Source organism: Sphingomonas sp. 7/4-4, from assembly GCF_027941955.1.
Lineage (GTDB): Bacteria > Pseudomonadota > Alphaproteobacteria > Sphingomonadales > Sphingomonadaceae > Sphingomonas.
This window is the reverse complement of record NZ_CP115960.1, coordinates 2,590,702-2,613,492: the sequence shown is the minus strand read 5'-3', so window position 1 is coordinate 2,613,492 and position 22,791 is coordinate 2,590,702. Positions and strand designations below refer to the sequence as shown.

12 protein-coding genes and 8 pseudogenes are annotated in these 22,791 nt (G+C 66.8%); 7 read left to right on the top strand and 13 right to left on the bottom strand.

Translation table 11 applies throughout. The features are described 5' to 3' along the window. Positions 1-51: 51 nt before the first annotated feature. The 4 genes and pseudogenes from PIB19_RS13160 to PIB19_RS13145 form a co-directional block, all read right to left on the bottom strand. A pseudogene (locus PIB19_RS13160) lies at positions 52-1,190 on the bottom strand (GNAT family N-acetyltransferase). Between the two features lie 95 nt (positions 1,191-1,285). Next, positions 1,286-2,464 (bottom strand): mechanosensitive ion channel family protein, encoded by a 1,179-nt coding sequence (locus tag PIB19_RS13155; protein ID WP_336297143.1) that lies wholly within the window; start codon positions 2,462-2,464, stop codon positions 1,286-1,288. Between the two features lie 94 nt (positions 2,465-2,558). Continuing rightward, positions 2,559-3,743 (bottom strand): cystathionine beta-lyase, encoded by a 1,185-nt coding sequence (gene metC / locus PIB19_RS13150; protein WP_271237733.1) that lies wholly within the window; start codon positions 3,741-3,743, stop codon positions 2,559-2,561. After that, positions 3,740-4,572, bottom strand: a pseudogene (locus tag PIB19_RS13145) (sulfurtransferase). The gene metC and the pseudogene PIB19_RS13145 overlap by 4 nt, the downstream one beginning before the upstream one ends. A 92-nt stretch (positions 4,573-4,664) precedes the next feature. Here PIB19_RS13145 and PIB19_RS23715 point away from each other — a divergent pair. The 4 genes and pseudogenes from PIB19_RS23715 to PIB19_RS13130 all read left to right on the top strand — a co-directional run. Further along, positions 4,665-4,847, top strand: a pseudogene (locus PIB19_RS23715) (DUF7662 domain-containing protein); the annotation flags it as partial. 96 nt (positions 4,848-4,943) lie between these two features. Next, positions 4,944-5,387, top strand: coding sequence for a preQ(1) synthase (gene queF / locus PIB19_RS13140; RefSeq protein ID WP_271237732.1), 444 nt, complete (start codon positions 4,944-4,946; stop codon positions 5,385-5,387). Positions 5,388-5,527: 140 nt separating this feature from the next. Further along, positions 5,528-7,800 (top strand): annotated as a pseudogene (locus tag PIB19_RS13135) (glycosyltransferase). Between the two features lie 37 nt (positions 7,801-7,837). Next, positions 7,838-9,123: pseudogene (locus PIB19_RS13130) on the top strand (glycoside hydrolase family 130 protein). 144 nt (positions 9,124-9,267) lie between these two features. On the opposite strand, the gene PIB19_RS13125 reads toward PIB19_RS13130, so the two are convergent. The 5 genes and pseudogenes from PIB19_RS13125 to hflK form a co-directional block, all read right to left on the bottom strand. Further along, on the bottom strand, positions 9,268-11,295 hold the full coding sequence (locus PIB19_RS13125) for an OPT family oligopeptide transporter (RefSeq protein WP_271237731.1): 2,028 nt from the start codon (positions 11,293-11,295) through the stop codon (positions 9,268-9,270). 44 nt (positions 11,296-11,339) lie between these two features. After that, entirely contained in the window at positions 11,340-12,953 is a 1,614-nt protein-coding gene (locus PIB19_RS13120) for a helicase HerA-like domain-containing protein (protein ID WP_271237730.1), read from the bottom strand. Positions 12,954-13,022: 69 nt separating this feature from the next. Next, a complete protein-coding gene (locus tag PIB19_RS13115; protein ID WP_271237729.1) occupies positions 13,023-14,522 on the bottom strand; it encodes a Do family serine endopeptidase in 1,500 nt (499 codons plus the stop codon). 94 nt (positions 14,523-14,616) lie between these two features. After that, positions 14,617-15,474: a protease modulator HflC gene (gene hflC / locus PIB19_RS13110; protein WP_271237728.1), complete on the bottom strand. Its 858-nt coding sequence runs from the start codon at positions 15,472-15,474 to the stop codon at positions 14,617-14,619. A 319-nt stretch (positions 15,475-15,793) separates the two neighbouring features. Further along, positions 15,794-16,321, bottom strand: a pseudogene (gene hflK, locus PIB19_RS23710) (protease modulator HflK); the annotation flags it as partial. A 338-nt stretch (positions 16,322-16,659) separates the two neighbouring features. On the opposite strand from hflK, the pseudogene PIB19_RS13100 reads away from it, so the two are divergent. Both PIB19_RS13100 and PIB19_RS13095 read left to right on the top strand, forming a co-directional pair. Continuing rightward, positions 16,660-17,624, top strand: a pseudogene (locus PIB19_RS13100) (P-loop NTPase). Positions 17,625-17,629: 5 nt separating this feature from the next. Further along, on the top strand, positions 17,630-18,067 hold the full coding sequence (locus tag PIB19_RS13095; RefSeq protein ID WP_271237727.1) for a CoA-binding protein: 438 nt from the start codon (positions 17,630-17,632) through the stop codon (positions 18,065-18,067). 124 nt (positions 18,068-18,191) lie between these two features. Here the strand turns inward: PIB19_RS13095 and PIB19_RS13090 are convergent, their stop codons facing one another. From PIB19_RS13090 to PIB19_RS13075, 4 genes are all read right to left on the bottom strand, one after another. Beyond that, positions 18,192-19,301, bottom strand: coding sequence for a class V aminotransferase (locus PIB19_RS13090; protein ID WP_271237726.1), 1,110 nt, complete (start codon positions 19,299-19,301; stop codon positions 18,192-18,194). Next, positions 19,298-20,062 carry a tryptophan 2,3-dioxygenase gene (locus PIB19_RS13085; RefSeq protein ID WP_271237725.1) on the bottom strand — a complete coding sequence of 255 codons (765 nt, stop codon included), beginning with the start codon at positions 20,060-20,062 and terminating at the stop codon, positions 19,298-19,300. The genes PIB19_RS13090 and PIB19_RS13085 overlap by 4 nt, the downstream gene beginning before the upstream one ends. 111 nt (positions 20,063-20,173) lie before the next feature. Next, complete coding sequence (dapD, locus tag PIB19_RS13080; protein WP_271237724.1) at positions 20,174-20,995, bottom strand: 2,3,4,5-tetrahydropyridine-2,6-dicarboxylate N-succinyltransferase; 822 nt, start codon at positions 20,993-20,995, stop codon at positions 20,174-20,176. 1 nt (position 20,996) lies between these two features. Continuing rightward, positions 20,997-21,659 (bottom strand): pyrimidine 5'-nucleotidase, encoded by a 663-nt coding sequence (locus PIB19_RS13075; protein ID WP_271237723.1) that lies wholly within the window; start codon positions 21,657-21,659, stop codon positions 20,997-20,999. A 233-nt stretch (positions 21,660-21,892) separates the two neighbouring features. Between PIB19_RS13075 and PIB19_RS13070 the strand changes: the two are divergent. Then, a pseudogene (locus tag PIB19_RS13070) lies at positions 21,893-22,776 on the top strand (LLM class flavin-dependent oxidoreductase). The last annotated feature ends 15 nt before the right edge of the window (positions 22,777-22,791 follow it).

Sequence of the window (22,791 nt, the reverse complement as noted above, 5' to 3'; positions counted from 1 at the left end):
CACGAGGATGCTACTTGCCGTTCCCACAGGTGCTTGCAGAGAGCGGGAGCATCATCCCCCGCGCCTGAACGGCGTCATTTCCCCAGCCATTCCTGCTCGCGCTCTATCGCCTCGCGCTCCCGCCGCAGGAAGTCCGCCACTGCGCGGCGGAAGCCGGGATCCGGGATATAGTGCGCGGACCAGGTGGTGACCGGGGCATAGCCGCGCGCGAGCTTGTGCTCGCCTTGTGCGCCCGCCTCGACCCGCGCCAGACCGCGCGCGATCGCGGCGTCTATCGCCTGATAGTAGCAAAGCTCGAAATGGAGGAACGGCACTTCCTCGACTGCACCCCAATAGCGCCCGTACAGCGCGTCCCCACCGATCAGGTTGAGCGCTCCCGCGATCGGCACATTGTCGCGCTCGGCGAAGATCAGCAGCACCTTGTCCGCCATCTCCGCGCCGAGCATCGAGAAGAAGGCGCGGGTCAGATAAGGCCGCCCCCATTTGCGCGATCCGGTGTCCTGATAGAATTCCCAGAACGCGTCCCAATGCGCCTCGGTGATCTCGGCGCCGGTCAGATGCCGGACGGTCAGGCCCTCCAGCGCCGCGGCGCGCTCCTTGCGGATCGCCTTGCGCTTGCGGCTGGAGAGGGCGGCGAGGAAATCGTCGAAGCCGGCATAATCCTGGTTCTGCCAGTGGAACTGGGTGCCGGCGCGTACCAGCCACCCGGCGCTCTCGAACCAGCGCAGCTGCGCGTCTTCGATAAAGGTCACATGCGCCGAGGACAGCCGGTTCTGGTCGGTCACTGCCTCGATCGCCGCGATCAGCGCCGGCGCGAGCGCTTCGTCGCGCAGCAGCAGCCGCGGCCCGGGCACCGGCGTGAACGGCACCGCCACCTGCAGCTTGGGATAATATTGCCCGCCCGCCTGCTCCCAGGCATCGGCCCAGCCATGGTCGAAGACATATTCGCCCTGGCTGTGCGATTTGACATAGGCTGGCGCGATCGCCCCGGCGGCCCCCGCACAGCCGTCGACCAGGATCGGCAGCGGCTGCCAGCCCGTACGTGCAGTCGCCGATCCCGATCGCTCGAGAATCGACAGGAAGGCATGGCCGACGAACGGATTGGCTTCGCCCGCGCAGGCATCCCACTCCGCCGAGGGGATCGAAGCGACGCCGTCGGCGATGCGGGCGGTAATCGGCTGGGAACTCACGGGCGCAAGATAGGCGTGGAACGGGCTGAGCGGGAGAGGGGAGTGAAGAAGGTTCGTAACTTCCGGAATGACGGCGTTTGGAGGCGCCTGTTGTCCTACGCCTTTTCCCGCCCCGGCCATTCGCGCACGCGCACGTCGCGAACCGGATAAGGGATCTGGATGCCATGTTCCTTGAACAGCACCCAGAGCCGGTTGAGCAAATCGCTCTTCACATTGCCCACGCCGCTTTCGGGATCGCTGATCCAGACGAGGATCTCGTGCTCGGCACCGGTCTGGCCGAATGCCATCAGCCACACGTTCGATTTCGGATTGTCGAGCACGCGCGGGCTCTCGGCGGCGGCGCGCAGCATCAGTTCCTGCGCGAGCTTGAGATCGCAGTCATAAGCGACGGTCACCGGAATGCGGACGCGGACGTTGCGGTCGGTGTACGACCAGTTCTCCACTTCCTGCGTCATCAGATTCTCGTTCGGAATCAGATGCTCCTTGCCGTCCCGGGTGACCACCGAGACCGCGCGGACGCCGATCTTGTTCACCCAGCCGAAGCTGTCGCCCACCACGATCACGTCGCCCGGCTTGATCGATCGGTCCATCAGCAGGAGGATCCCCGCGATCAAATTGCCGATCGTCTTCTGCATGCCGAAGCCGATCGCGAGCCCGAAGGCGCCCGAGAAGACCGTGAAGGCGGTGAGGTCCACTTCGAGCAGGTCGACGCCGATGAAGAAGGCGAGCACCACCACTGCGATGCCGGCGAGCTTCTGGACCAGCAGCTTCTGCGTCGGATCGAACCCGCGCACACTGCCGATCGAATGGCTCAGCAATTTGTTCGCCAGCCGCACGCCGGCGAACAGCAGCAGGACGGTGACGCCGATGGTGAGCGCCGAGAGCAAGGAGAAGCGCCGCTGGCCGATCTGGATGCCGACGCGATCGAGCGTGACCTCGACCACCGAGAAGCCCCCGATCGCGTGGCTGAGCACCGCGACGAAGGCGAGCGCCGCCAGCGTCCAGGCCGCCCAGCGCGGCAGATTGAGTCCGCGCAGTACGGCGACCGCGAGCATCGCCACCGAAAAGGCCTGAACCAGCCCGACGACCAGCGCGCCCAGCGGCATCCATGGCCAGCTCACGGCGATCAGCCCGAGCAGGATCGCCGCCGAGCTCCAGCGCACGATCGCGCAGGCGCGCAGGTGGAAGGTCGCGGCGTTGCCGTTGATGCGCTCGGCCCAGGCGGCGGCGATCCGGGTGCCGATATGCCGCCCGGCGAGCCAGCCCAGGATCATCGCGATCGCCGCCAGCCCGGCCGCGATCGTGGCTTCCGAAGCTCGGCGGTGCCCGGCAGATTATGTCCCGCCAGCCAGGCCCCGAGCCGCTCCATCAGCCGCGCGCCGCAGTGTAGCGCGCGAGCCCGGCTTCGAGATCGGCGATCAGATCGTCCGCATCCTCCAGCCCGATCTGGAGCCGCACCATCGGCCCCTCGGCCTCCCATTTCGTCGCGCTGCGATAGCGCTGCGGGTCGACCGGGATGGCGAGGCTCTCGAACCCGCCCCAGCTATAGCCGATGCCGAAATGCCTCAGTCCGTCGATCAGCGCCGTGCGCGCCTTGTCCGATCCGCCGTCCAGCACGAACGAGAACAGCCCCGACGCGCCCCGGAAGTCGCGTACGAACGCTTCGTGCCCCGGGCATCCGGGCAGCGCCGGATGCAGCACCCGCGCGACTTCGGGCCGGGTCTCGAGCCACTTGGCGATCTTGAGCGCCGAGCGCCCGTGCTGATCGAGCCGCACCGCCATTGTCCTGAGCCCGCGCGCGCCGAGCCAGGCGTCGTCGGGGCTGGCGGTCTGGCCGAGCTGGTAGGTCACGGCGCGGAGGCGCTCATATTGGCCCTCGGCGGCAGTGACCGATCCGAGCATCACGTCCGAATGGCCGACGACGTATTTGGTGCAGGCGAGGATCGAATAATCGACGCCGAGCTGGATCGCGGGCAGCAGCAGGGGCGTCGCCCAGGTATTGTCGAGCAGGGTCGCTATCCCGCGCTCTTTCGCCACGGCGACGATCGCCGGAATGTCCTGCACTTCGAAGGTCAGGCTGCCTGGGCTCTCCATGAAGATCGCCCTGGTCCGATCCGTGCAGAGTTCGGCGATCCCGGCGCCGATCAGCGGATCGTAGAAGGTCGTGGTGATGCCGAAGCGCTCGAGCAGTCCGTTCGCGAGGTTGCGGGTCGGATCATAGGCGCTGTCCACCAGCAGCAATTCGTCACCGGGCGAGAGCACTGCGAGCAACGCCGCCGCCACTGCCGCGACACCGGAGGGATAGAGCAAAGTCGCCTCGGCGCCGGGCTCGAGCTCGGTCAGCGCCTCGGCGAGCGACCATTGGGTCGGGGTGCCGCGCCGGCCGTAGAACAGCTTGTGGTGCGTATCCGCCGCTCCGCGCGCGCGGAGCTCGGCGACCGAATCGTAGAGGATCGTCGAGGCGCGCCACACCGGCGGATTGACGATGCCCTGCGTCCACTCGGATCGCCGGCCGGCCTGGACGACCTTTGTCGCGTCCTTCTCGTCGCTCATGCCGGGCCCACCGCCTTAGGCGTGGCGGCAAGCGCCCCCATTCGGACCAGCTGCCGTCATAGACCGGCACGTCGCGGCCCAGCAGATGCGCGGCGAAGGCGATCACCGACGCGGTGATCCCCGATCCGCAGGTCGCCACCAGCGGCTTGCCGAGATCGAGACCCGCCTCCTCGAACAGGGCGCGGAGCTTCTCGGGCGACTTCCAGGTGCCGTCCGCCTCGAAGAAGCGGCCCTGCGGGATGTTCTTCGATCCGGGGATATGGCCGGGCGCGCATTCCTTGCGCGGATCGGGCTCGTCGCCGGTGAAGCGTGCCGCCGAACGCGCGTCGACGATCTGCTCGTCGGTCGCCTGCATCTCGACGAGGCTGCGCACCTGCGTTCGCGGCGCTCCGGCCTCGAACCGGCTGCGAGCGGGGTTCAGAACCTCCCGTTCGACGGGTCGCCCCTCCGCCGTCCACTTCGCGATGCCGCCGTCGAGCAAGGCCGCCTCGATTCCGAACCGCCCCAGCACCCACCATGCCCGGCACGACGTGTGGTGCGGGCTGTTGTCGTACAGGACGACGCGGCTCTCCGCGGTGATGCCCAGATCCGCCATCCGCGCCTCGAACAGGTCGCGCTGCGGCAGCATCGACGGGAGCGGATCGTCCGCGTCGACCAAGGTATCGAGATCGAGCAGTAATGCGCCTGGGATATGCCCCACGGCATATTCGACTTTGGGGTCCTGCTTCGCCGATCCCGGCAGCGTCGAGGTGTAGGTGGCGTCGAGGATCACGAGGCCTTCCGAGCCCAATGCGCCTGCCAGCCACTCTGTCGTTACGAGTGCGTGCATAAGCTCGCCTTCTAGAGGCACCGGATAGACGCGTCGACTCCGCTTGACCTGAGAAATATACAGTTATATACAGTGTATATATCAAAGGATTGATGATGAGCAAATTTTCCAAGCTTGGAGACCATCTCTCCAGCCTCGAGACCGACCGCTGGACTGCATACTTCAAGCAGATCGAGGAGGTCGTGGGGGTGCCACTCCCGAGGAGCGCCTACGAACACCAAGCATGGTGGGCGAACCAAACCGATGACAGCACGCATCGGCATTCGCAAGTTTGGCAAAGCGCCGGGTGGCGGACGTGCGAAGTGAATATGTTCAAGGGCTGCGTTACATTTGAGCGCTCTCCGTCGAATACGGAGCGTCGAGCTTCCGGCGTGCCCAAGCATCTCGGCCAGACCTCCAGCCTCCCCGCCACGCCGGAGGAAGCGGAGCTCGATTACGTCGCCAATCCGCGCCCCGGCAGCCGGTACATGATCCGCTTCGCCGCCCCCGAATTCACGTCGCTCTGCCCGATCACCGGGCAGCCCGATTTCGCGCATCTCGTGATCGACTATGTGCCCGGCGAGACGATCGTCGAATCCAAGTCGCTCAAGCTGTTCCTCGGCAGCTTCCGCAATCACGGCGCGTTCCATGAGGATTGCACCGTCGGCATCGGCGAGCGGCTGTTCGCGGAGATGAAGCCCGAATGGCTGCGGATCGGCGGCTATTGGTATCCGCGCGGCGGCATCCCGATCGACGTCTTCTGGCAGTCGGGCGAGGCCCCCGCCGGCGTCTGGATTCCGCCGCAGGACGTGCCGGGTTACCGCGGCCGAGGCTGAACCTCAGATTTACGGCACGGTTCGTCGGATTCATTTATGTTGCATTGCAACAAGAATGAAACCATATTGCTTAGCAAGAGTTGGGAGACGTGTCGCGGGCTTACGACGGCCTGATTGGTTGCAATAGCGAAGGAAAACGAATGGCGCCGTTCATGCTCGGACAGGGGATCACCCGCCTCGCGCTTCTCGGCAACTTTCTTCCGCGCAAGTGCGGCCTCGCGACCTACACGACCGACACTTACAACGCGCTCCAGCAGCGCTATCCCGATCTTCAGGTCGACGTCTATGCGATGGACGATCATCCCGGCCGCTACGATTATCCCGATGCCGTCACCCGCGCGATCCCGCAGCATGATCGCGCCGCCTATCTCGACGCGGCCCGCGCGATCGAGGCGAGCGGCGCGCAGGCGCTGTGGATCCAGCACGAATACGGCATCTATGGCGGCCCCGCGGGCGAGTTCCTGATCGCGCTGACCGATCGGCTCTCGATTCCCATCATCACCACGCTCCACACCGTGCTCGAACGGCCCAGCGCCGACGAGCGCCGGGTGATGGAGGCTCTGCTGCGCCGCTCGTCGCGGATCATCGTCATGGCCGAGAAGGGCCGCGATATCCTCAAGCGCGTGCACGGCGCCGACGACAAGAGCATCGTGATGATCCCGCACGGTGTGCCCGATCGCGCTTTTGCCGATCCGGACAGTATGAAGCCCCGGTTCGGCTGGGAAGGCCGCGAAGTCGTGCTGACCTTCGGCCTGCTCGCCCCCAACAAGGGCATCGAGACGATGATCGCGGCGCTGCCCCAGATCGTCGCCAATCACCCGCAGGCGCTCTACGTCGTGCTCGGTGCGACGCATCCGAACCTCGTCGCGCACGAAGGCGAGGCCTATCGCGATCGCCTCACAGCGCTTGCCGAGGAAAAGGGCGTCGCCGGGCATGTCCAGTTCATCGACGCGTTCGTCGAACATGACGAGCTGATCGATTATCTCGAGGCGGCGGATCTGTACGTCACGCCCTACACCAACCCGGCGCAGATCACTTCGGGAACGCTCTCCTACGCGGTCGGCGTCGGCAAACCGGTGATCTCCACCCCTATGTCCACGCCACCGAAATCCTGGCCGACGATCACGGCGTGCTCGTCAATTTCGGCGACAGCGCCGGCTTCGCGCGCGAGATCGACCGGCTGCTGACCGACGGGCAGGAGCGGCTGGCGCTGGCGCAGCGCGCTTATGCCCGCGGCCGCACGATGATCTGGCCGCGCCTCGCCGAGAATGCGATGGTCGAGCTCGGCGCGATCGTCGCCGCCAAGCCGCACCGCTTCCACAAGGCGCCGGCCGAGCTCGCCACGCTGAAGCCCACTCTCGCCGCGGTCGAGCGGATGAGCGATTCGACCGGCATGCTCCAGCATTCGATCTATTCGGTGCCCGATCGCCGCCATGGCTATTGCATCGACGACAATGCCCGCGCGCTGATCCTGATGTCGAAGATCGACGGGATCGACGAAAGCGTGCGCGACAAGTGGACGAGCATCTATGCCTCGTTCGTCCAATATGCGTGGAATCCCGATGAGCGCCGCTTCCGCAATTTCATGAATTTCGATCGCACCTGGTGCGAGGATGTCGGCTCGGAGGATTCGAACGGCCGCGCGATCTGGGCGCTCGGCGTCACGGCGCGCGATGCGCGGGCGCAGAAGCATCGCGACTGGGCCTCGGTGCTGTTCGACGATACCGCGTCGATCGCGCTCGAGCTCGAGGCGCCGCGCAGCCACGCCTTTGCGATGCTCGGCGCCGCCGCGATGATCGAGGCGCATCCCGGCCACGCGCTCTCGCGCACGATCCTCACCCGCTATGGCGAGGAACTGATCACTTTGCTCGACGAGGCGCGACGCCCCGAATGGCAGTGGTTCGAGATCGTGCTGGCGTATGACAATGCCCGGCTTCCCGAGGCGCTGCTGCGCGCCGGCGAAGCGCTGCACCGCCCGGATTTCCTCCAGGTCGGCCTCGAGACGCTCGACTGGATCGTCGGGCGCCAGACCTCGCCCGAGGGCCGTTTCCGCGCCGTGGGCAGCGAGAGCTTCGGCCGTCCTTATGCCGAACCGCTGCAGTTCGATCAGCAGCCGCTGGAGGCGCAGGCGACGGTCGATGCGTGCGTCGCGGCCTATCAGGCGACCGGCGACAAGCGCTGGTGCGAAGAGGCGATGCGGGCCTATCGCTGGTATCTCGGCGCGAACGACCTCGAACTGCCGCTTGCCACCGCAGCGGACGGCGGGTGCTTCGACGGGCTGATGCCAACCGGTTTGAACCGGAATCAGGGCGCCGAGTCGATTCTGGCGCTCCAATTGGCGAATTGTGCCATTTCCGCCCTTTCAAAGCCCGCCGAAAACGTGGCAAGCACCCCGCGCACCGCTGTCGCGTAACCCTGCGCGCCGGCTACCGGGACGGTATCGGGGGTTAATGCAGGAATTGTTCAATCACACGCTGCGGCTACGGGCAGATCCGTCGCGCGTTGTGGTTCGCCCCTTTCACATCGCCTGGGCGCAGAACGGCTCGGGACCCAGCCGTTCCGAGCGCATCGTTCAGGAAGTGCTGGCGATGTCGCCCGCCGAGGCGAGCGCCCAGCTCGAGATCGTGCTCAAGGATTTCGAGGCGCGCCACTGGCAGACCCGCCGCGTGTTCATGACGCGCTATGACGAGATCGAGGAGATGCTCAAGCTCGACGGCGGCGATATCGGCGACGAGAAGCGCCAGCTGCTCGGCGCCTATTTCTGCCACGAATACAGCTATGCCGCCGCCGCGCTGATGAACCCCAGCGCCGTGCCGCACTACGATCAGTCGGGCATGCCCAAGGGATCGCTGCGCATCCTCATGTCGCTGCGCGCAGTGGGGAAGGGCACATCTCGTCGGTGTCGTTCCGCGAAGGCATCATCACCGACAAGAACGAGCTGACTCTCGCTCCCGAGCCGCCCTTCGCCACTGCCGCCGATGCGCGCGAAGAGGAAGAGATGCGGATTCCCGAGGGGCCGGTGACGGTCTATCGCCACCGCGATTCGACTCTGTCGGGCACGGTGATCTTCCCGATCACCAAGGCGCAGTCCAACGGGCTCGAGGATCTGCGCATCTGCCACTTCACCCATGACGACGGCACCGAGGAATGGATCGGCACCTACACGGCCTATAACGGCTCGGTGATCCAGTCCGAGCTGATGCGCACACGCGACTGGCGGTCGATCGATCTGGTGCCGATGAGCGGCGGCGCATCGCGCAACAAGGGCATGGCGCTGTTCCCGCGCAAGATCGAAGGCAAGTACATGATGCTCGGCCGGCAGGACGGCGAGAACATCTTCCTCCATACCTCCGACGACATCACCCATTGGGAAGGCGGCGAGCTGCTGATCAAGCCGCAATATCCATGGGAGCTCGTCCAGATGGGCAATTGCGGCCCGCCGATCGAAGTGGACGAGGGCTGGCTGGTGCTCACCCACGGCGTCGGCGCGATGCGCAAATATTCGATCGGCGCGGCTCTGCTCGACAAGAACGATCCGTCCAAGGTGCTGGCGCGCTCGAAGGAGCCTTTGCTGGCGGCGGCGGATCAGGACCGCGAGGGCTATGTCCCCAACGTCGTCTACACCTGCGGCGCGATCCGCCACGGCAGCAAGCTGTTCATTCCCTACGGCGTGGCCGACAGCTCGGTCGCCTTCGCCTTCGTGCCGATCAAATCCCTAATCGAGCAGATGGACTGACCCATCTTTAATCCTCCCCGGGAACCGGGGAGGTGGCGCCGAAGGCGACGGAGGGGCCTCTCCACAGGCGGTTCGCTCGCGGCCAAGCCCCTCCGTCACGCTGCGCGTGCCACCTCCCCGCTGAAGCGAGGGAGGATTAAGAGTTCACCGATAGTTCGCGATGTCCTGATCGACCGGCGGTTCGGAGACAGGCGGCACGCTGGCCACCATCCGTCGCGTCATCGCATAGGCGATCGCGATCAGCCCGAAGAAGAACAAGGGCGCCAGCCACATCGCCACGCTCTCGAAGCTTTCGCCCATCAGCGCCAGCGGCGCGTCGTTGGGCGGGATCGGCGAATGGCGGTTCGCCCAGGCGAGCACGCCCGCGAATGCCACGCCGAACAGGCTCTCGCCGACGATCAGGCCGGTCGCCGCCAGCACACCCATCCGCTCGGCGAATTCGGGATTGGCACTGCGCCGTGCCCAGCGGTCGTACAGGCTGCCGATCAGCGCTCCCACCGGGATCAGCAAGGTGAGCGCCATCGGCAGATAGATGCCCATGCCCACGGCGAGCGGCGGCAGCCGCATCTTGCGGGCGCGGCCGAGGGTTTCGTCGAGCAGGATCACGCCCGCTCCGATCGCGACGCCGATTCCGATCAGGCCCCAGTCGATGTCGCCGCCCAATACGCCCTTGGCGATCGACGAGATCAGCGCGGCTTGCGGCGCGGACAGAGCGTTCGGTCCGGCGCCGGGCATGCCGACGAAGCCGAGGGTATTCTTGAGCAGGTCGAGTACCAGCGGAATCGCAAGGCTGCCGAACACCACCCCCATCACCAAAGCGACCTGCTGCTTCCACGGCGTCGCGCCGACGAGCTGGCCGGTCTTGAGGTCCTGGAGATTGTCGTTCGAGATCGTCGCGATCGAAAAGATGATCGCCGTGGTGAACAAGGCATAGGCGATCAGCGCGTTGGTGCGCGTCGGGTCGGCCTCGTGCCCGAAGATCAGCACGAGCAGCAGCGATGCGCCGAGCACCGCGAGGATGCCCACGCCCGAGACCGGCGAGTTCGACGCGCCGATCAGGCCCGCCATGTATCCGCAGATCGCCGCGATCAGTACGCCGACGATGAGCAGATAGAGCAAGGTGCCACCGATCACTGCGATCGGATAATCGTGCACCGGGCCGCCGGCGGAGAAATCCCAGAGCAGCCACGCGATCGGGACGAGCGTGGCGAGCGTGACCAATGCGACGATGCCGATCGGCAAGTCGCGCTCGGTCAGGTCGAGCGTCTCGCCCGCGGTGCGCGCGCGCGACGCCGCCAGCGCCGAGCGGAGGCCGGCGATGATCGGGCCGATGATCTTAAGCAGCGACCAGATCGCCGCGATGCCGATCGTGCCCGCGCCGATGAAGCGCACCTGCCCGCGGAAGGTGCCGCCGACCAGGGCATCGACGCCGGCCGAAAGATCGCCGCTCGAAGCCAGCCACGGCACGAGCACGGTCCACGAGATGATCATCCCGAAGAACATCGCCGCGCCCACCGAGATGCCAACGAGGTGGCCGACGCCGATCAGCAGCATCGACCAGCTGGTCGACCAGCCGGTGGCGGTGCCGCCGATCGCGAAATTCTTGCCCGCCTCCTCGGCGACCAGTTTCATCTTGGCGATCAGCGCGAACCCGCCCGAGAAGAGCGAACCGAGCATCAGCACGCGCAGTCCCGTGGCATTTTCGAGATCGCCCGCGCCGCTGTTCGATCCGACCTTCAGCACTTCGGCGGCGGCGACGCCTTCGGGATAGGGAAGGTCGGAGCCGGTCACCAATGCGCGGCGCAGCGGCACCGAGAACATCACGCCCAGCACGCCGCCCGTGGTGCACACGGCGACGGTGGTCCAATAAGGGAAGCCCGACCACCAGCCGACCATGATCAGCCCGGGCAGCACGAAGACGATGGCAGCGAGAGTGCCCGCCGCGCTCGCGATCGTCTGGACGATGTTGTTCTCGAGGATCGTGGCGCCGCGGAAGAAGCGCAGGATCGCCATCGAGACCACCGCGGCGGGGATCGACGTCGCGAAGGTCAGCCCGACCTTGAGGCCCGCATAGACGTTCGCCGCAGTGAACAGGATAGTGATCACTGCCCCCAGCAGAACGCCGCGAAGCGTGAGTTCTAGCGGCGCGCGGGCCGCGGCGTCGGTCGCCAAGTCCTTATCTCCCCAAGGTAACGGGAGATACTATGCCGCGCTTGTCACCCCCTGAACAGCCCGCCCAGCACGCCGCGTATCAGCTGCGCGCCCAGGCCCCCGCCGGAGCGCTTCTTGGAACCGCCGAAAATCTCGCGTCCGATCTCGTTCGCGACCTGCCGGCCGATCGAGGACGAAGCGGACCGGGCGGCCGACGTCGCCATCTTGGCCCAGGGCGAAGTCGCCGTCGCCTGCGCGCGCTCGGTGGCGATACGGGTGCGTTCGGCTTCCTTCGCCAGCCGCGCCTGCTCCTTGGCCTGCGCCGCGGCGGCCTTGTCGGCCTCGGTCTCGGCCTGCGCCTCGGCGGCGGCGGCGACCGCTTCGTTGGTTTTCGCGGCGAGGATCTCCTCGGCCGATTCGCGGTCGATCGGCGTGTCGTATTTGTCGCCCACCGCATCGGTGGTCACCAGCACTGCCCGTTCCTCGGGCGCGAGCGGGCCGACACGCGTGCCCGGCGGGCGGATCAGCGTGCGCTGCACCGGCGAGGGCGAACCGTCCTCCTGCAGCACCGAAACCAGCGCCTCGCCGACTTTCAGCTCGGTGATCACCGTCGCGACATCGACGTCCGGATTGGCGCGGAAGGTTTCCGCCGCCGATCGCACTGCCTTGGCGTCCTTGGGCGTGAATGCCCGCAGCGCGTGCTGCACGCGGTTGCCGAGCTGCCCCGCCACGTCCTCGGGGATGTCGATCGGGTTCTGCGTGACGAAATAGACGCCGACGCCCTTCGATCGGATCAGCCGCACGACCTGCTCGATCTTGTCGAGCAGCGCCTTGGGGGCGTCGTCGAACAGCAGATGCGCTTCGTCGAAGAAGAAAACGAGCTTCGGCTTGTCGGGGTCGCCCACTTCGGGAAGCGTCTCGAACAGCTCGGAAAGCATCCACAGCAGGAAGCTGCCATAGAGCCGCGGGCTGGACATCAATTTGTCGGCGGCGAGGATGTTGACCACCCCGTGCCCGTTCTCGTCGGTGCGAATGAACTCGCTGATGTCGAGCGCGGGCTCGCCGAAGAAATGTTCGGCGCCCTGTGCCCGCAGCTGCAGCAGCTGGCGCTGGATCGTGCCGACGCTGGGCTTGGTGATGTTGCCGAACTTGGTCGAGAGCTCGCCCGCGCGATCGGCGCAATGCGCGAGCATCGACTGCAGATCGTCGAGATCGAGCAGCAGCAGTCCTTCCTCGTCGGCGACGTGGAAGACGACGTTGAGCACGCCTTCCTGCGTCTCGTTGAGGTCGAGCAGCCGCGCGAGCAGCAGCGGCCCCATTTCCGAAATGGTCGCGCGAATCGGGTGTCCCTGCTCGCCGAACAGGTCCCAGAGCTGCACCGGCAGCGCACCATAGCGCCATTCGGTATCGCCGATCTCCTGCGCCCGCTTCGCGAAGATCTCATGGGTCTTCGCGGTCGGCGATCCGGCCATGCCCAGCCCGGAAAGGTCGCCTTTCACGTCGGCTACGAACACCGGAACGCCCGCCGCCGAGAAGCCCTCAGCTAGTCCCTGCAGTGTCACGGTCTTGCCGGTGCCGGTCGCGCCGGCGATCAGCCCGTGGCGATTGGCGCGGCGGAGCACCAGCTCCTGCCGGGCTTCGCCGGCCGTGCCTATGAAAATGCCCGTCTCTCCCGCCATGACCAACTCCCTTTCAGGAGATCGTTCTAGGGGAGAAACGGGCAATAGTCAGCCGTCGAACGTGATCGCTCAGCCGGGAATCTGCACCGTCACATAACGGCCGAGCCCGCGGCGCTGGACGAACAGCAGCACCTGCTTGGCGCCGCCGCTCTTCGCCTGGCCCACGATCCGCGCCAGATCCGCCGCGGTGCGCACCGGGATGCGGTTGGCCGTGGTGATCAGGTCGCCGCGGGTAAGGCCCTTGCCGGCGGCATCGCTGCTCGCATCGACCTGCACCACGACGACGCCCTGGGCATTGGCATCGGCACCGATCTGGCGCGCGATCTGCGGCGTCAGCGGCGTCACGGCGACGCCGAGCGATGCGGCCGCGGTCGTCTCGCCGTCCTGCGGACCGCTGTCATTGTCGTCGAGATCGAACTGCTGCGCGAGTTCTTCCTCGGCCGGGCGCGTGCCGACGGTGACGGTGACGGTCTGGCGCTTGCCGTCGCGGATCAGCTCGATCGGGATGCGCGCGCCCGGCGCCACATTGGCGACGATGTAGCTCAGCGTCTGATCCGGCGTGACGTCCTGGTTGTTGACGCGGACGATCACGTCGCCCTGGCGGAGGCCCGCCTTTTCCGCCGGCCGGCCGGGTTCGACGCGGGCGACGATCGTGCCGCCGTTCTTGGGCACGCCGAACGATTCGGCGAGATCGGCGGTGAGCTCCTGCATCTGGATGCCGAGATAGCCTCGGGTGATCGTCTGCCCCTTCATCAGCCGGTCGAGAATCGGCTTGGCTTCGGTCGAAGGAATGGCGAAGCCGATGCCGACATTGCCGCCGGTCGGCGAAAGGATCTGCGAGTTGATCCCGATCACGTTACCGCTGAGGTCGAACAGCGGACCGCCCGAATTGCCGCGGTTGATCGAGGCGTCGGTCTGGATGAAACGGTCGAACGCCCCGCCCACGGTGGAGCGATGCAATGCCGACACGATGCCGGCGGTCACCGATCCGCCCAGGCCGAAGGGACTGCCGATCGCGACCACCCAATCGCCCACGCGCGCCTGATTGGAATCGCCCAGGCGAACGAAGGGCAGGTTGGTTGTGTCGATCTTGAGCACGGCGAGGTCCGACTGCGCATCACGGCCGACGAGGCGTGCCTTGTATTCCTTGTGGTCGGTCAGCGTGACGGTGATCGATTCGACCACGGCGCCGCGGGTGCCCGCGGTGACGACATGGTTGTTGGTCACGATGTAGCCGTCGGCCGAAATCAGGAAGCCCGATCCCAGCGATTCCGCCTGGCGCGTCACCGGCTGGCCGCCCTGGCCCGGGACCAGCCCCTCGAACGGGGTGCCCGCGAACGGATTGGTGTTCACCTGCACGCGCTGCGTGGTCGAGATGTTGACCACCGCGGGCTGGAGCTTGGCGACCATGTCGGCGAAGCTCATCGGCGCGCCGGCGCGCGGCGCGCTCGCCTGGATCGCGCCGGGCTCGTTCTGCGCAGTCTGCGCGCCGGCGGTGGTGTTCAGGGTCATCACGGCGGCGGCGCCGCTCAGGGCAAGGGCAGTGGTAAGAGCGTAGGCGTAACGCACGGATACGAATCCCTTCAAAGGATGGGCAAGGTTTCGGGCGCGGTTGTCGCGCCCGAATGCTGAACGCTGATTGAATATGAACGAAGTTGCAGGATCATCGTTGCCCCATGAACTCGCGCAGATAGCTGTTCTGCGGAGAGAGCACGATCGACGTTTCGCCCTTGCCTTCGCCCTGCGCGAGGAAGGTCGCCCGATAGGACTGCATCGCGCGGTAGAAGTCGTAGAATGCGGGGTCCTTGTTGAATGCCTGGGCATAGACCTGCGCGGCCTGCGCCTGGGCAGTCGCGCGGATGATCTGCGCTTCCTTCAGGCCCTGCGCCTTGATCGTCGCCGCTTCCTGCCGCCGCGCCGTCGCCATGCGGTTGAGTGCGCTGTCGAGCGGCGATCCGGTCGGCAGCTCGGTCTGCTTGATCCGCACGTCGACGATCTCGACGCCGTATTGGCTGGCGAGCCGCTGCAGCGCGTTCTGGATATTGTCCATCACTTCGCCACGCTCGGGGCTGAGCAAGGTGGACGAGGGCCGCTTGCCAAGCTCGTTGCGCAGCGACGAGCCGAATAGCGGCTGAAGCTGGTCGCGCACGCGTTCTTCGGAACCCACGGTTACGACCATCCTGAGCGGATCGACCACGCGGAACCGGGCATAGGCATCGACTTCGAGCCGCAACTGATCGGTGGAGAGCACCGGCTGGTTGGGCAGGTCGATGTCGAGCACGCGCTTGTCGACCCACACGACGCGGTCGATGAACGGGATGCGGAAGATCGGCCCCGCCTGGGTGCGGCCGAACTGCTCGCCGGCCCGATAGGCGTTGATTGTCCGGAGCGGCTGTTCGAGTCGCAGGATCACGACCTGCTTGCTTTCGGGGACGATCGCGATCGTGCTCATGATCACCACGAGCACGAGGATCACGGCGACGGCGATGCCGATCGGGCTGCGGAGCCAGCTGGCGGTCATCGTTGCGCTCCTGCCTGGGCCTGGGGCCGGACCGTGGGCTCGGCCGCAGGCGTGCTGCCCCGCCGCGCACTGCCGGCAGCGGCAGATAGGGCGTCACGCCGGGCGCCTCGACGATCGTCTTGTTGGTGCGCGAAAGCACCTGTTCCATCGTCTCGTAATACATGCGGCGTCGGGTCACCTCGGGTGCGAGCTTGTACTGCTCATAGATCTTGTCGAACTCGGCCGCTTCGCCCTGCGCCTGGGCGAGCACCTGCTGGGCATAGGCATTGGCGTTGTTCTTGTTGGCCTGCGCTTCCTGCTGCGCGGCGGTGACCTGCTTGAAGTCCTCGTCCACCTGCTGCGGCGCGGCGGCCTTCTGAATCGCGACGCCCTGGATGCGGATGCCCGAATGATATTGGTCGAGGATCTGCTGCATCGTCGCCTGGACCTGGCCTTCGATCCGCGAACGGCCCTGGCCGATGGCTTCGTTGAGCGATGTCGTCGCGACGATCTGGCGCATTGCGCTCTCGGCAGTCGCGCGGACGGTGTCCTCGGGCCGCGCGATCTGGAATTTGTAGTCGACTGCGCTGCTGATGTCCCAGCGCACCGAATAAGCGAGGTCGACGATGTTCTGGTCGCCGGTCAGCATCAGATTCTCGCCGCCGGTCGGGAAATTCTCGGTGCGGATATTGGCGACATCCACGACGTCGACGAGCTGAAGCGGCGCGGGCAAGGTCAGCCGAACCCCGGGGGTCAGCGTGGCCGAATAGGAACCGAGCGTGGTCACGACGCCGCGTTCGCGCGGGCCGATCGGATGAATGCTGGTGTAGAGTACCCAGATCAGCAGCAGGCCGCCGATCACCAGCATCCACAGCCGGCTGCCGGACGGAAGTCCGGGAAAGCCGCCGCCACCACCGCGCGCACGCTTGAGCAGCTCGTCGAGGCTGGTCGCGCCGGGGCGCGGACGCTTGCCGTCGGGCGGGAAGGACCAGGGATTGCGCGGGCCGCCGCCATTGCCGCCATTGCCCGAGCCGCCCCCGTTGCCGGAGCCGCCGCCGCCACTGCCCCACGGACTCTTGGGGGCTTCGTTCTTGAAGATGCCGGCCAGTCCGCGCCAGCCCGATAGGTTCATCATGCCTGTCTTTATAAGGACGCATACGCGGATTTACAGTGGCAGCCGCCGATTGTGCGCCTATCTGGCGCGTAATGACTGACTCAGAGAGCTTGAAAGCGGCGCTCGCGCCGATCGCGGCGGGCCGCGCGACGGTGCGCTTCGAAGGGGCAAAGCGAGCATCGTGCTCGACGTGACCGGGCTCGGGCCCGAGGCGCGCGACGAGCTCGAGGCCGATGTCCGGCGCACTGCCGAGGCCGCGCCGGGAGTCATGGAAGTCCGCGTGCTGCTCACCAGCGAGCGGCGCACGCGGCGGCTGATCGCCGTGGCCAGCGGCAAGGGCGGCGTGGGCAAGTCCACCGTCGCGGCGAATCTGGCGATCGCGCTGGCGAAGCGCGGCCGGCGGGTCGGACTGGTCGATGCCGATATCTACGGGCCCTCGCAGACCCGGCTGCTCGGCGTCGACGGCATAAGGCCGCAGGCGCGCGGAAAGACTCTGATCCCGGTGCAGACCAAATTCGGCGTGCCGTTGCTTTCGATGGGCGGGCTGGTGCCCGACGGGCAGGCGATCGCGTGGCGCGGATCGATGGCGGGCGGGGCGCTCGGCCAGATGGTCGATGCCGATTGGGGCGATGCCGAAGTGTTGATCATGGATCTGCCGCCCGGCACCGGGGATCTCCAGCTGACGATGGTCCAGAAGCACAAGCCCGCCGGGGCGATCATCGTCTCGACGCCGCAGGATCTCGCATTGATCGACGCGACCCGGGCGATCGACCTGTTCAACAAGGTCAACGTGCCGATCGTCGGCATGATCGAGAACATGTCCGGCTATGCCTGCCCGCATTGCGGCGAGATCTCGGATCCGTTCGGCAGCGGCGGTGCAGAGGCTGCGGCGGCGAAGATGGGGCTGCCGTTTCTCGGCCGCGTGCCCCTCGAACTGACGATCCGCACCGCCTCGGACGCAGGCGATCCGCCGGCGGCGGGGAACGGCCCGCAGGCGGAGACGTTCGCTGCACTGGCGGCACGGCTGGATGACTGGCTCGCCGCGAACGGAGATTGAAGCCCATGCCGCTGACCCGCGACGAAGACATTCGCCAGTTGCTCGAGGAGACGCGCACGATCGCGATGATCGGCGCGTCGGACCGGCCCGATCGGCCGAGCTACGGCGTGATGGCCTATCTCCAGAGCCGCGGCTACCGCGTGATCCCGGTCAACCCGCAGATCACCGGCGAGCACATCCACGGCGAATTCGTGTTCCGCGACCTTGCCCAGATCGGCGAACCCATCGACATGGTCGACATCTTCCGCCGCTCCATCGCGGCGGGCGAGGCAGTCGATGAGGCGATCGCCGCCGGGGCGAAATCGGTCTGGCTCCAGATCGGCGTGATCAACGAGGAAGCGGCCGCGCGCGCCGAGGCGGCGGGGCTCGAGGTAGTGATGGACCGCTGCCCCAAGATCGAGATCCCCCGGCTCGGCGTGCCCCGGGTCGGCGGCGCACATTGAGGTTTTTGAACAAACGCTCTTTCTTCCGTTCGCCCTGAGCCTGTCGAAGGGCGCCTATCCGCAAGCGATTTGCCTGAGACCGTGCTTCGACAGGCTCAGCACGAACGGTGGAGTGGCGACACCTTCAGACCCGCTTCAACGCCCAGATCAGCCCCTCAAGATCGCGCGCGTCCTGGTACAGCCCGAACCCGATCCGCAGCACGTCGCCGCGCACGTCGACGATCACATCCTCCGCCTCGAGCCGCGCCTTCCACCGCGCCGCCTCGGGCGAGCGCAATGCGAGGAACCGCGCCGGCGATCCCGGATTGAGCAGCTCCGCCTTCAGCGGCAGCTCCGCCAGCAGATGCGCTTTCAGCGCGCCCGCATGCGCCGCGATGTCGCCGGTGCCCAGTCCTTCCTGCCGCAGCATGTCGCGCACCGCGACGAACCGGTAGATCCCCGAGGGATCGAAGGTCGCGCCGAGGAAACGCCGCGCATCGGGTGCGTAGCCCACGCTGCCCGGGGGCAGCGACAGATCGTCGAACTCGGCATACCAGCCGGTGGTCTCCGGCCGCGGCCCGAACCCCGGTGGCGCATGGAGGAACGCGCAGCCCTCGCCCGCCATCGCATATTTGTACCCGCCGGCGAGGTAGAACACCCGGTCCGCCACTGCCGAGAGATCGGTCTCGAGCGCCATGAAGCCGTGATAGCCGTCGATCACCACCCACGGCCCCTCGGGACGCGCCAGCGCCGCGAGTTCGGCGATCCCGTCGAACACGTGTCCCGTGCCGAACTGGACCTGGCTGACGAAGATCAGGTCATGCGCGCCCGAACCCGCCCGCTCGACAAGCGAATCGAGCGGCACGCGTTCGACCACCGCGCTGCCCGCTTCTTCCCACCGCGCGCTCTGCCGCCGGAAGCTGTGGAATTCCCCGTCGCTGGTCAGGATGCGCAGCGGTCGCCGGGGCAGCGCCGAGACGATCCGCAGCAGCAATTCGTGTGTGTTGGGCGCGAAGACGATCGTCGAAGGGTCGGGCAGTTCCAGCTCGGCGGCGACATGGCCCTGCGCCGCGGGCCAGATCTCGCCCATCACGCGCTCCCATTTGCGGTCGGCAAGGCGCACCCCGTCCTCCCATGCGGCGAGCTGGCCGACATAAGAGGCATCGGGCCACAAATGATGCGAATGCGCGGCGAAGTGCAGCCGTTCGGGCGCTGCGGCGATCGCCCGCTGGAACAGGTGCTTGTACGATTTCACAGGTCGGTGCGGAGCGACCACAGCTCCGGAAAGGCGCGCTTGACGAGAGTCGATTCGAGATAGGGCACGCCCGCGGTGCCGCCGGTGCCCTTCTTGCCGCCGATCACCCGGCTGACGGTGAGGACATGCTTGTGCCGCCACGTCGCCAACGCGTCGTCGATATCGACCAGTTTCTCGGCGAGCTGGTAGAGGTCCCAATGCGTCGTCGGATCGCGATAGACCACGGTCCAGGCCGCGCGGACTTGGTCATTGGGCTCGTATTTGTCGGGCCAGTTGCGCATCAGGGCTTCGGCGGGGACGTCGAACCCGGCGCGTGCGAGCGCGGCATTGGCATCGTCCCACAGGCTCGGTTGCGCGGCGAATTCGGTGGTCAGCGGCCCCGGCACGCCGCCGCCGCGCACGCCGAGCAAGGTCTCGACTGCGCGGAACTGGTCCGACTGGAAGCCCGAGCTTGGGCCCAGCACTTCGCGGAAGTGGGTGTAATCGGACGGCGTCATCGTCGCGAGCACGTCCCAGCTCAGCGTCATCACCGCCTGGATCCGGCTCACCCGGGCAAGCCCCTTATACGCCTCGATCAGCCGCCCCTCGCGCACCAGCGCCTTGGCCGGCAACAACTCGGCAATCATCTGCTTGAGCCACAACTCCTTGGTCTGGTGGATGATGATGAACAGCAGTTCGTCGTGCCGGTCCGACAGCGGATGCTGGGCAGTGAGAAGCCGGTCGAGCGCGAGATAGCGCCCATAGGTCATGGGTTCGGTCATGTCGACGCTCTACGCTATCCCGTCATCCCGGTGAAAGCCGGGATCCAGAGTCACGGGCGACGCGACTTGTGGCTCTGGGCCCCGGCTTTCGCCGGGGTGACGATCAGGGCATCAATCGCGCAGCAACTCGTTGATCCCGGTCTTGCTCCGCGTCTGCGCGTCGACCGTCTTGACGATCACTGCGCAATAGAGCGCGGGCTTGCCGTCGCCGCCGCCGGTGCTGCCCGGCACCACCACCGAATAAGGCGGCACATGCCCGCGATGGACCTCGCCGGTCGCGCGGTCGATGATCTTGGTCGAGGCGCCGAGATAGACGCCCATCGACAGCACGGCGCCCTCGCCGACGCGCACGCCCTCGGCCACTTCGGCGCGCGCGCCGATGAACGCACCGTCGCCGATGATCACCGGGTCCGCCTGGAGCGGCTCGAGCACGCCGCCGATGCCGACGCCGCCCGAAAGGTGGACGTTCCTGCCGATCTGCGCGCAGCTTCCCACTGTCGACCAGGTATCGACCATCGTGCCCTCGCCGACATAGGCGCCGATATTGACGAAGCTCGGCATCAGCACCGCGCCCTTGGCGACATGCGCGCCGTGGCGGACGATCGATCCGGGCACGGCGCGGAAGCCCGCCTCACGGAAAGCCGCCTCGCCCCAGCCCGCGAACTTGCTCGGCACCTTGTCGAACCAGCCGGCGCCGCCGGGACCCTCGATCACGACATTGTCGTTGAGCCGGAAGCTGAGCAGCACCGCCTTCTTGAGCCACTGGTTGACCTGCCAGCCGCCGTCCGCGGTCGGTTCGGCGACGCGCGCTTCGCCGCGGTCGAGCAGGTTGAGCGCCTCGGCGACGGCTTCGCGCACCGCGCCTCCGGTTCCGAAGCCGAGATTGGCCCGGTCTTCCCAGGCGGCGTCGATGGTTGCGGCGAGGTCGGTCACGTCAATCCTCCAAAATTTCGTGCAGCCATTGGCCGAGGTCGGTCACGGTATAGTCGATGAAGTTGCGGCCCTCGTCGGGTCCCTGCTCGGAGCCGTTGTCGATCCACACCGTGGTCATGCCGATCGCCTTGGCGGGCTTCAGATTGCGCGCCATGTCCTCGACGAAAAGCGACTCTTTCGGGTCCAGGCCATAGGCGTCGCACAACCCCTGATAGGCCGAGGGATCGGGCTTGGGGCGATATTCGGTCGCGTGAATGTCGTGGATCGCCTCGAAGGTCTCACCCAGCCCCAGCCGGTCGAGCACCTTCCCCGCATAAGGCGCGTCGCCGTTGGTGAAGACCAGTTTGCGCCCCGGCAGCCGCGTCAGCGCCTCGATCAGCGCCTCGTTGCGTGTCAGCACGCTCATGTCGACATCGTGGACGTCGGCGAGATAGTGATGCGGATCGGTGCCGTGGTCGGCCATCAGTCCCGACAGCGTGGTGCCGTGCGCGTGGAAATAGCCCTTCTGGATGCGGTGCGCCTCCTCGGGCGTACAGTTCAGCAGGGTGCGGACATAGTCGCCGATCCGTGCATCGATCATCGCGAACAGGTTCGCGCTCACCGGATAGAGCGTGTTGTCCAGATCGAAGATCCAGTTGCGGATATGCGAGAGCGCGGGAAGCATCGTCCCGGGCTCTAGGCAGTGGACGCGAGTGCCGCAAGGTGGACCCCGGGGTATTCCCGAGAAGCTTCTTGCCCGCCTGAAAGCAAAGCTTCGGGTGGCGCTCGGGCGGGGTGCGCCCCATCTCCGCTCCCATGACCGCATATTCGCTGCTCGATCTCGTTCCCATCGTCCAGGGCGGGAGCGCCGGCCAGGCGCTCGCCAATGCCGCCGATCTCGCGCGCCATGCCGAAAGCCTGGGCTTCACCCGCTATTGGGTCGCCGAGCATCACGGCATGGAGGGGATCGCCAGTGCCGCCACCGCCGTGGTCATCGCCCATGTCGGCGCGGCAACCGCGACGATCCGTGTCGGGGCGGGGGCATCATGCTCCCCAACCATTCGCCGTTGCAGGTCGCGGAGGCGTTCGGCACGCTCGACGCGCTCTTCCCCGGCCGCGTCGATCTCGGGCTGGGCCGCGCGCCGGGTTCGGACCAGCGCGTCGCGGCGGCGATCCGGCGTGGGCTGGGCGGCGACGGCAACGACTTCCCGCAGGACGTGATCGAGCTGCAGAGCTATTTCGCCGACGATGGCCAGACCGGCGTTCGCGCCACGCCCGGGGCGGGGGCGAAGGTCGATCTATGGATCCTCGGCTCCAGCCTGTTCGGCGCGCAATTGGCGGCGGCGCTGGGACTGCCTTATGCCTTCGCCTCGCATTTCGCGCCGGGGCTGCTCGACGAGGCGAGCGACATGTACCGCCGCAACTTCCGCCCCTCGGCAGCGCTCGAAAAGCCGCATCTGATGCTCGGCTTCAACGTCTTCGCCGCCGACAGCGACGAGGAGGCAGCGTATCTCGCGACGTCGCAGCAACAGGCTTTCGTGGCGATCCGCACCGGGCGGGGCATCCAGCTGCCGCCACCGGTGCACGGCTATCGCGAAAGCCTCGGCCCGCAGGGCAATGTGATGCTGGATCAGGTGCTCTCGGCCAGCGCGATCGGTGGGCCGGACAAGGTCCGCGATCAACTCGCTGCCTTTATCGCCCGCACCGGCGCCGACGAGCTGATGCTCACCAGCGCGATGTTCGATCACGACGCGCGCAGGAAAAGCCTCACGATCGCCGCCGAAGCGATGCGCTCGTTCTAAATCCTCCCTCGCGAA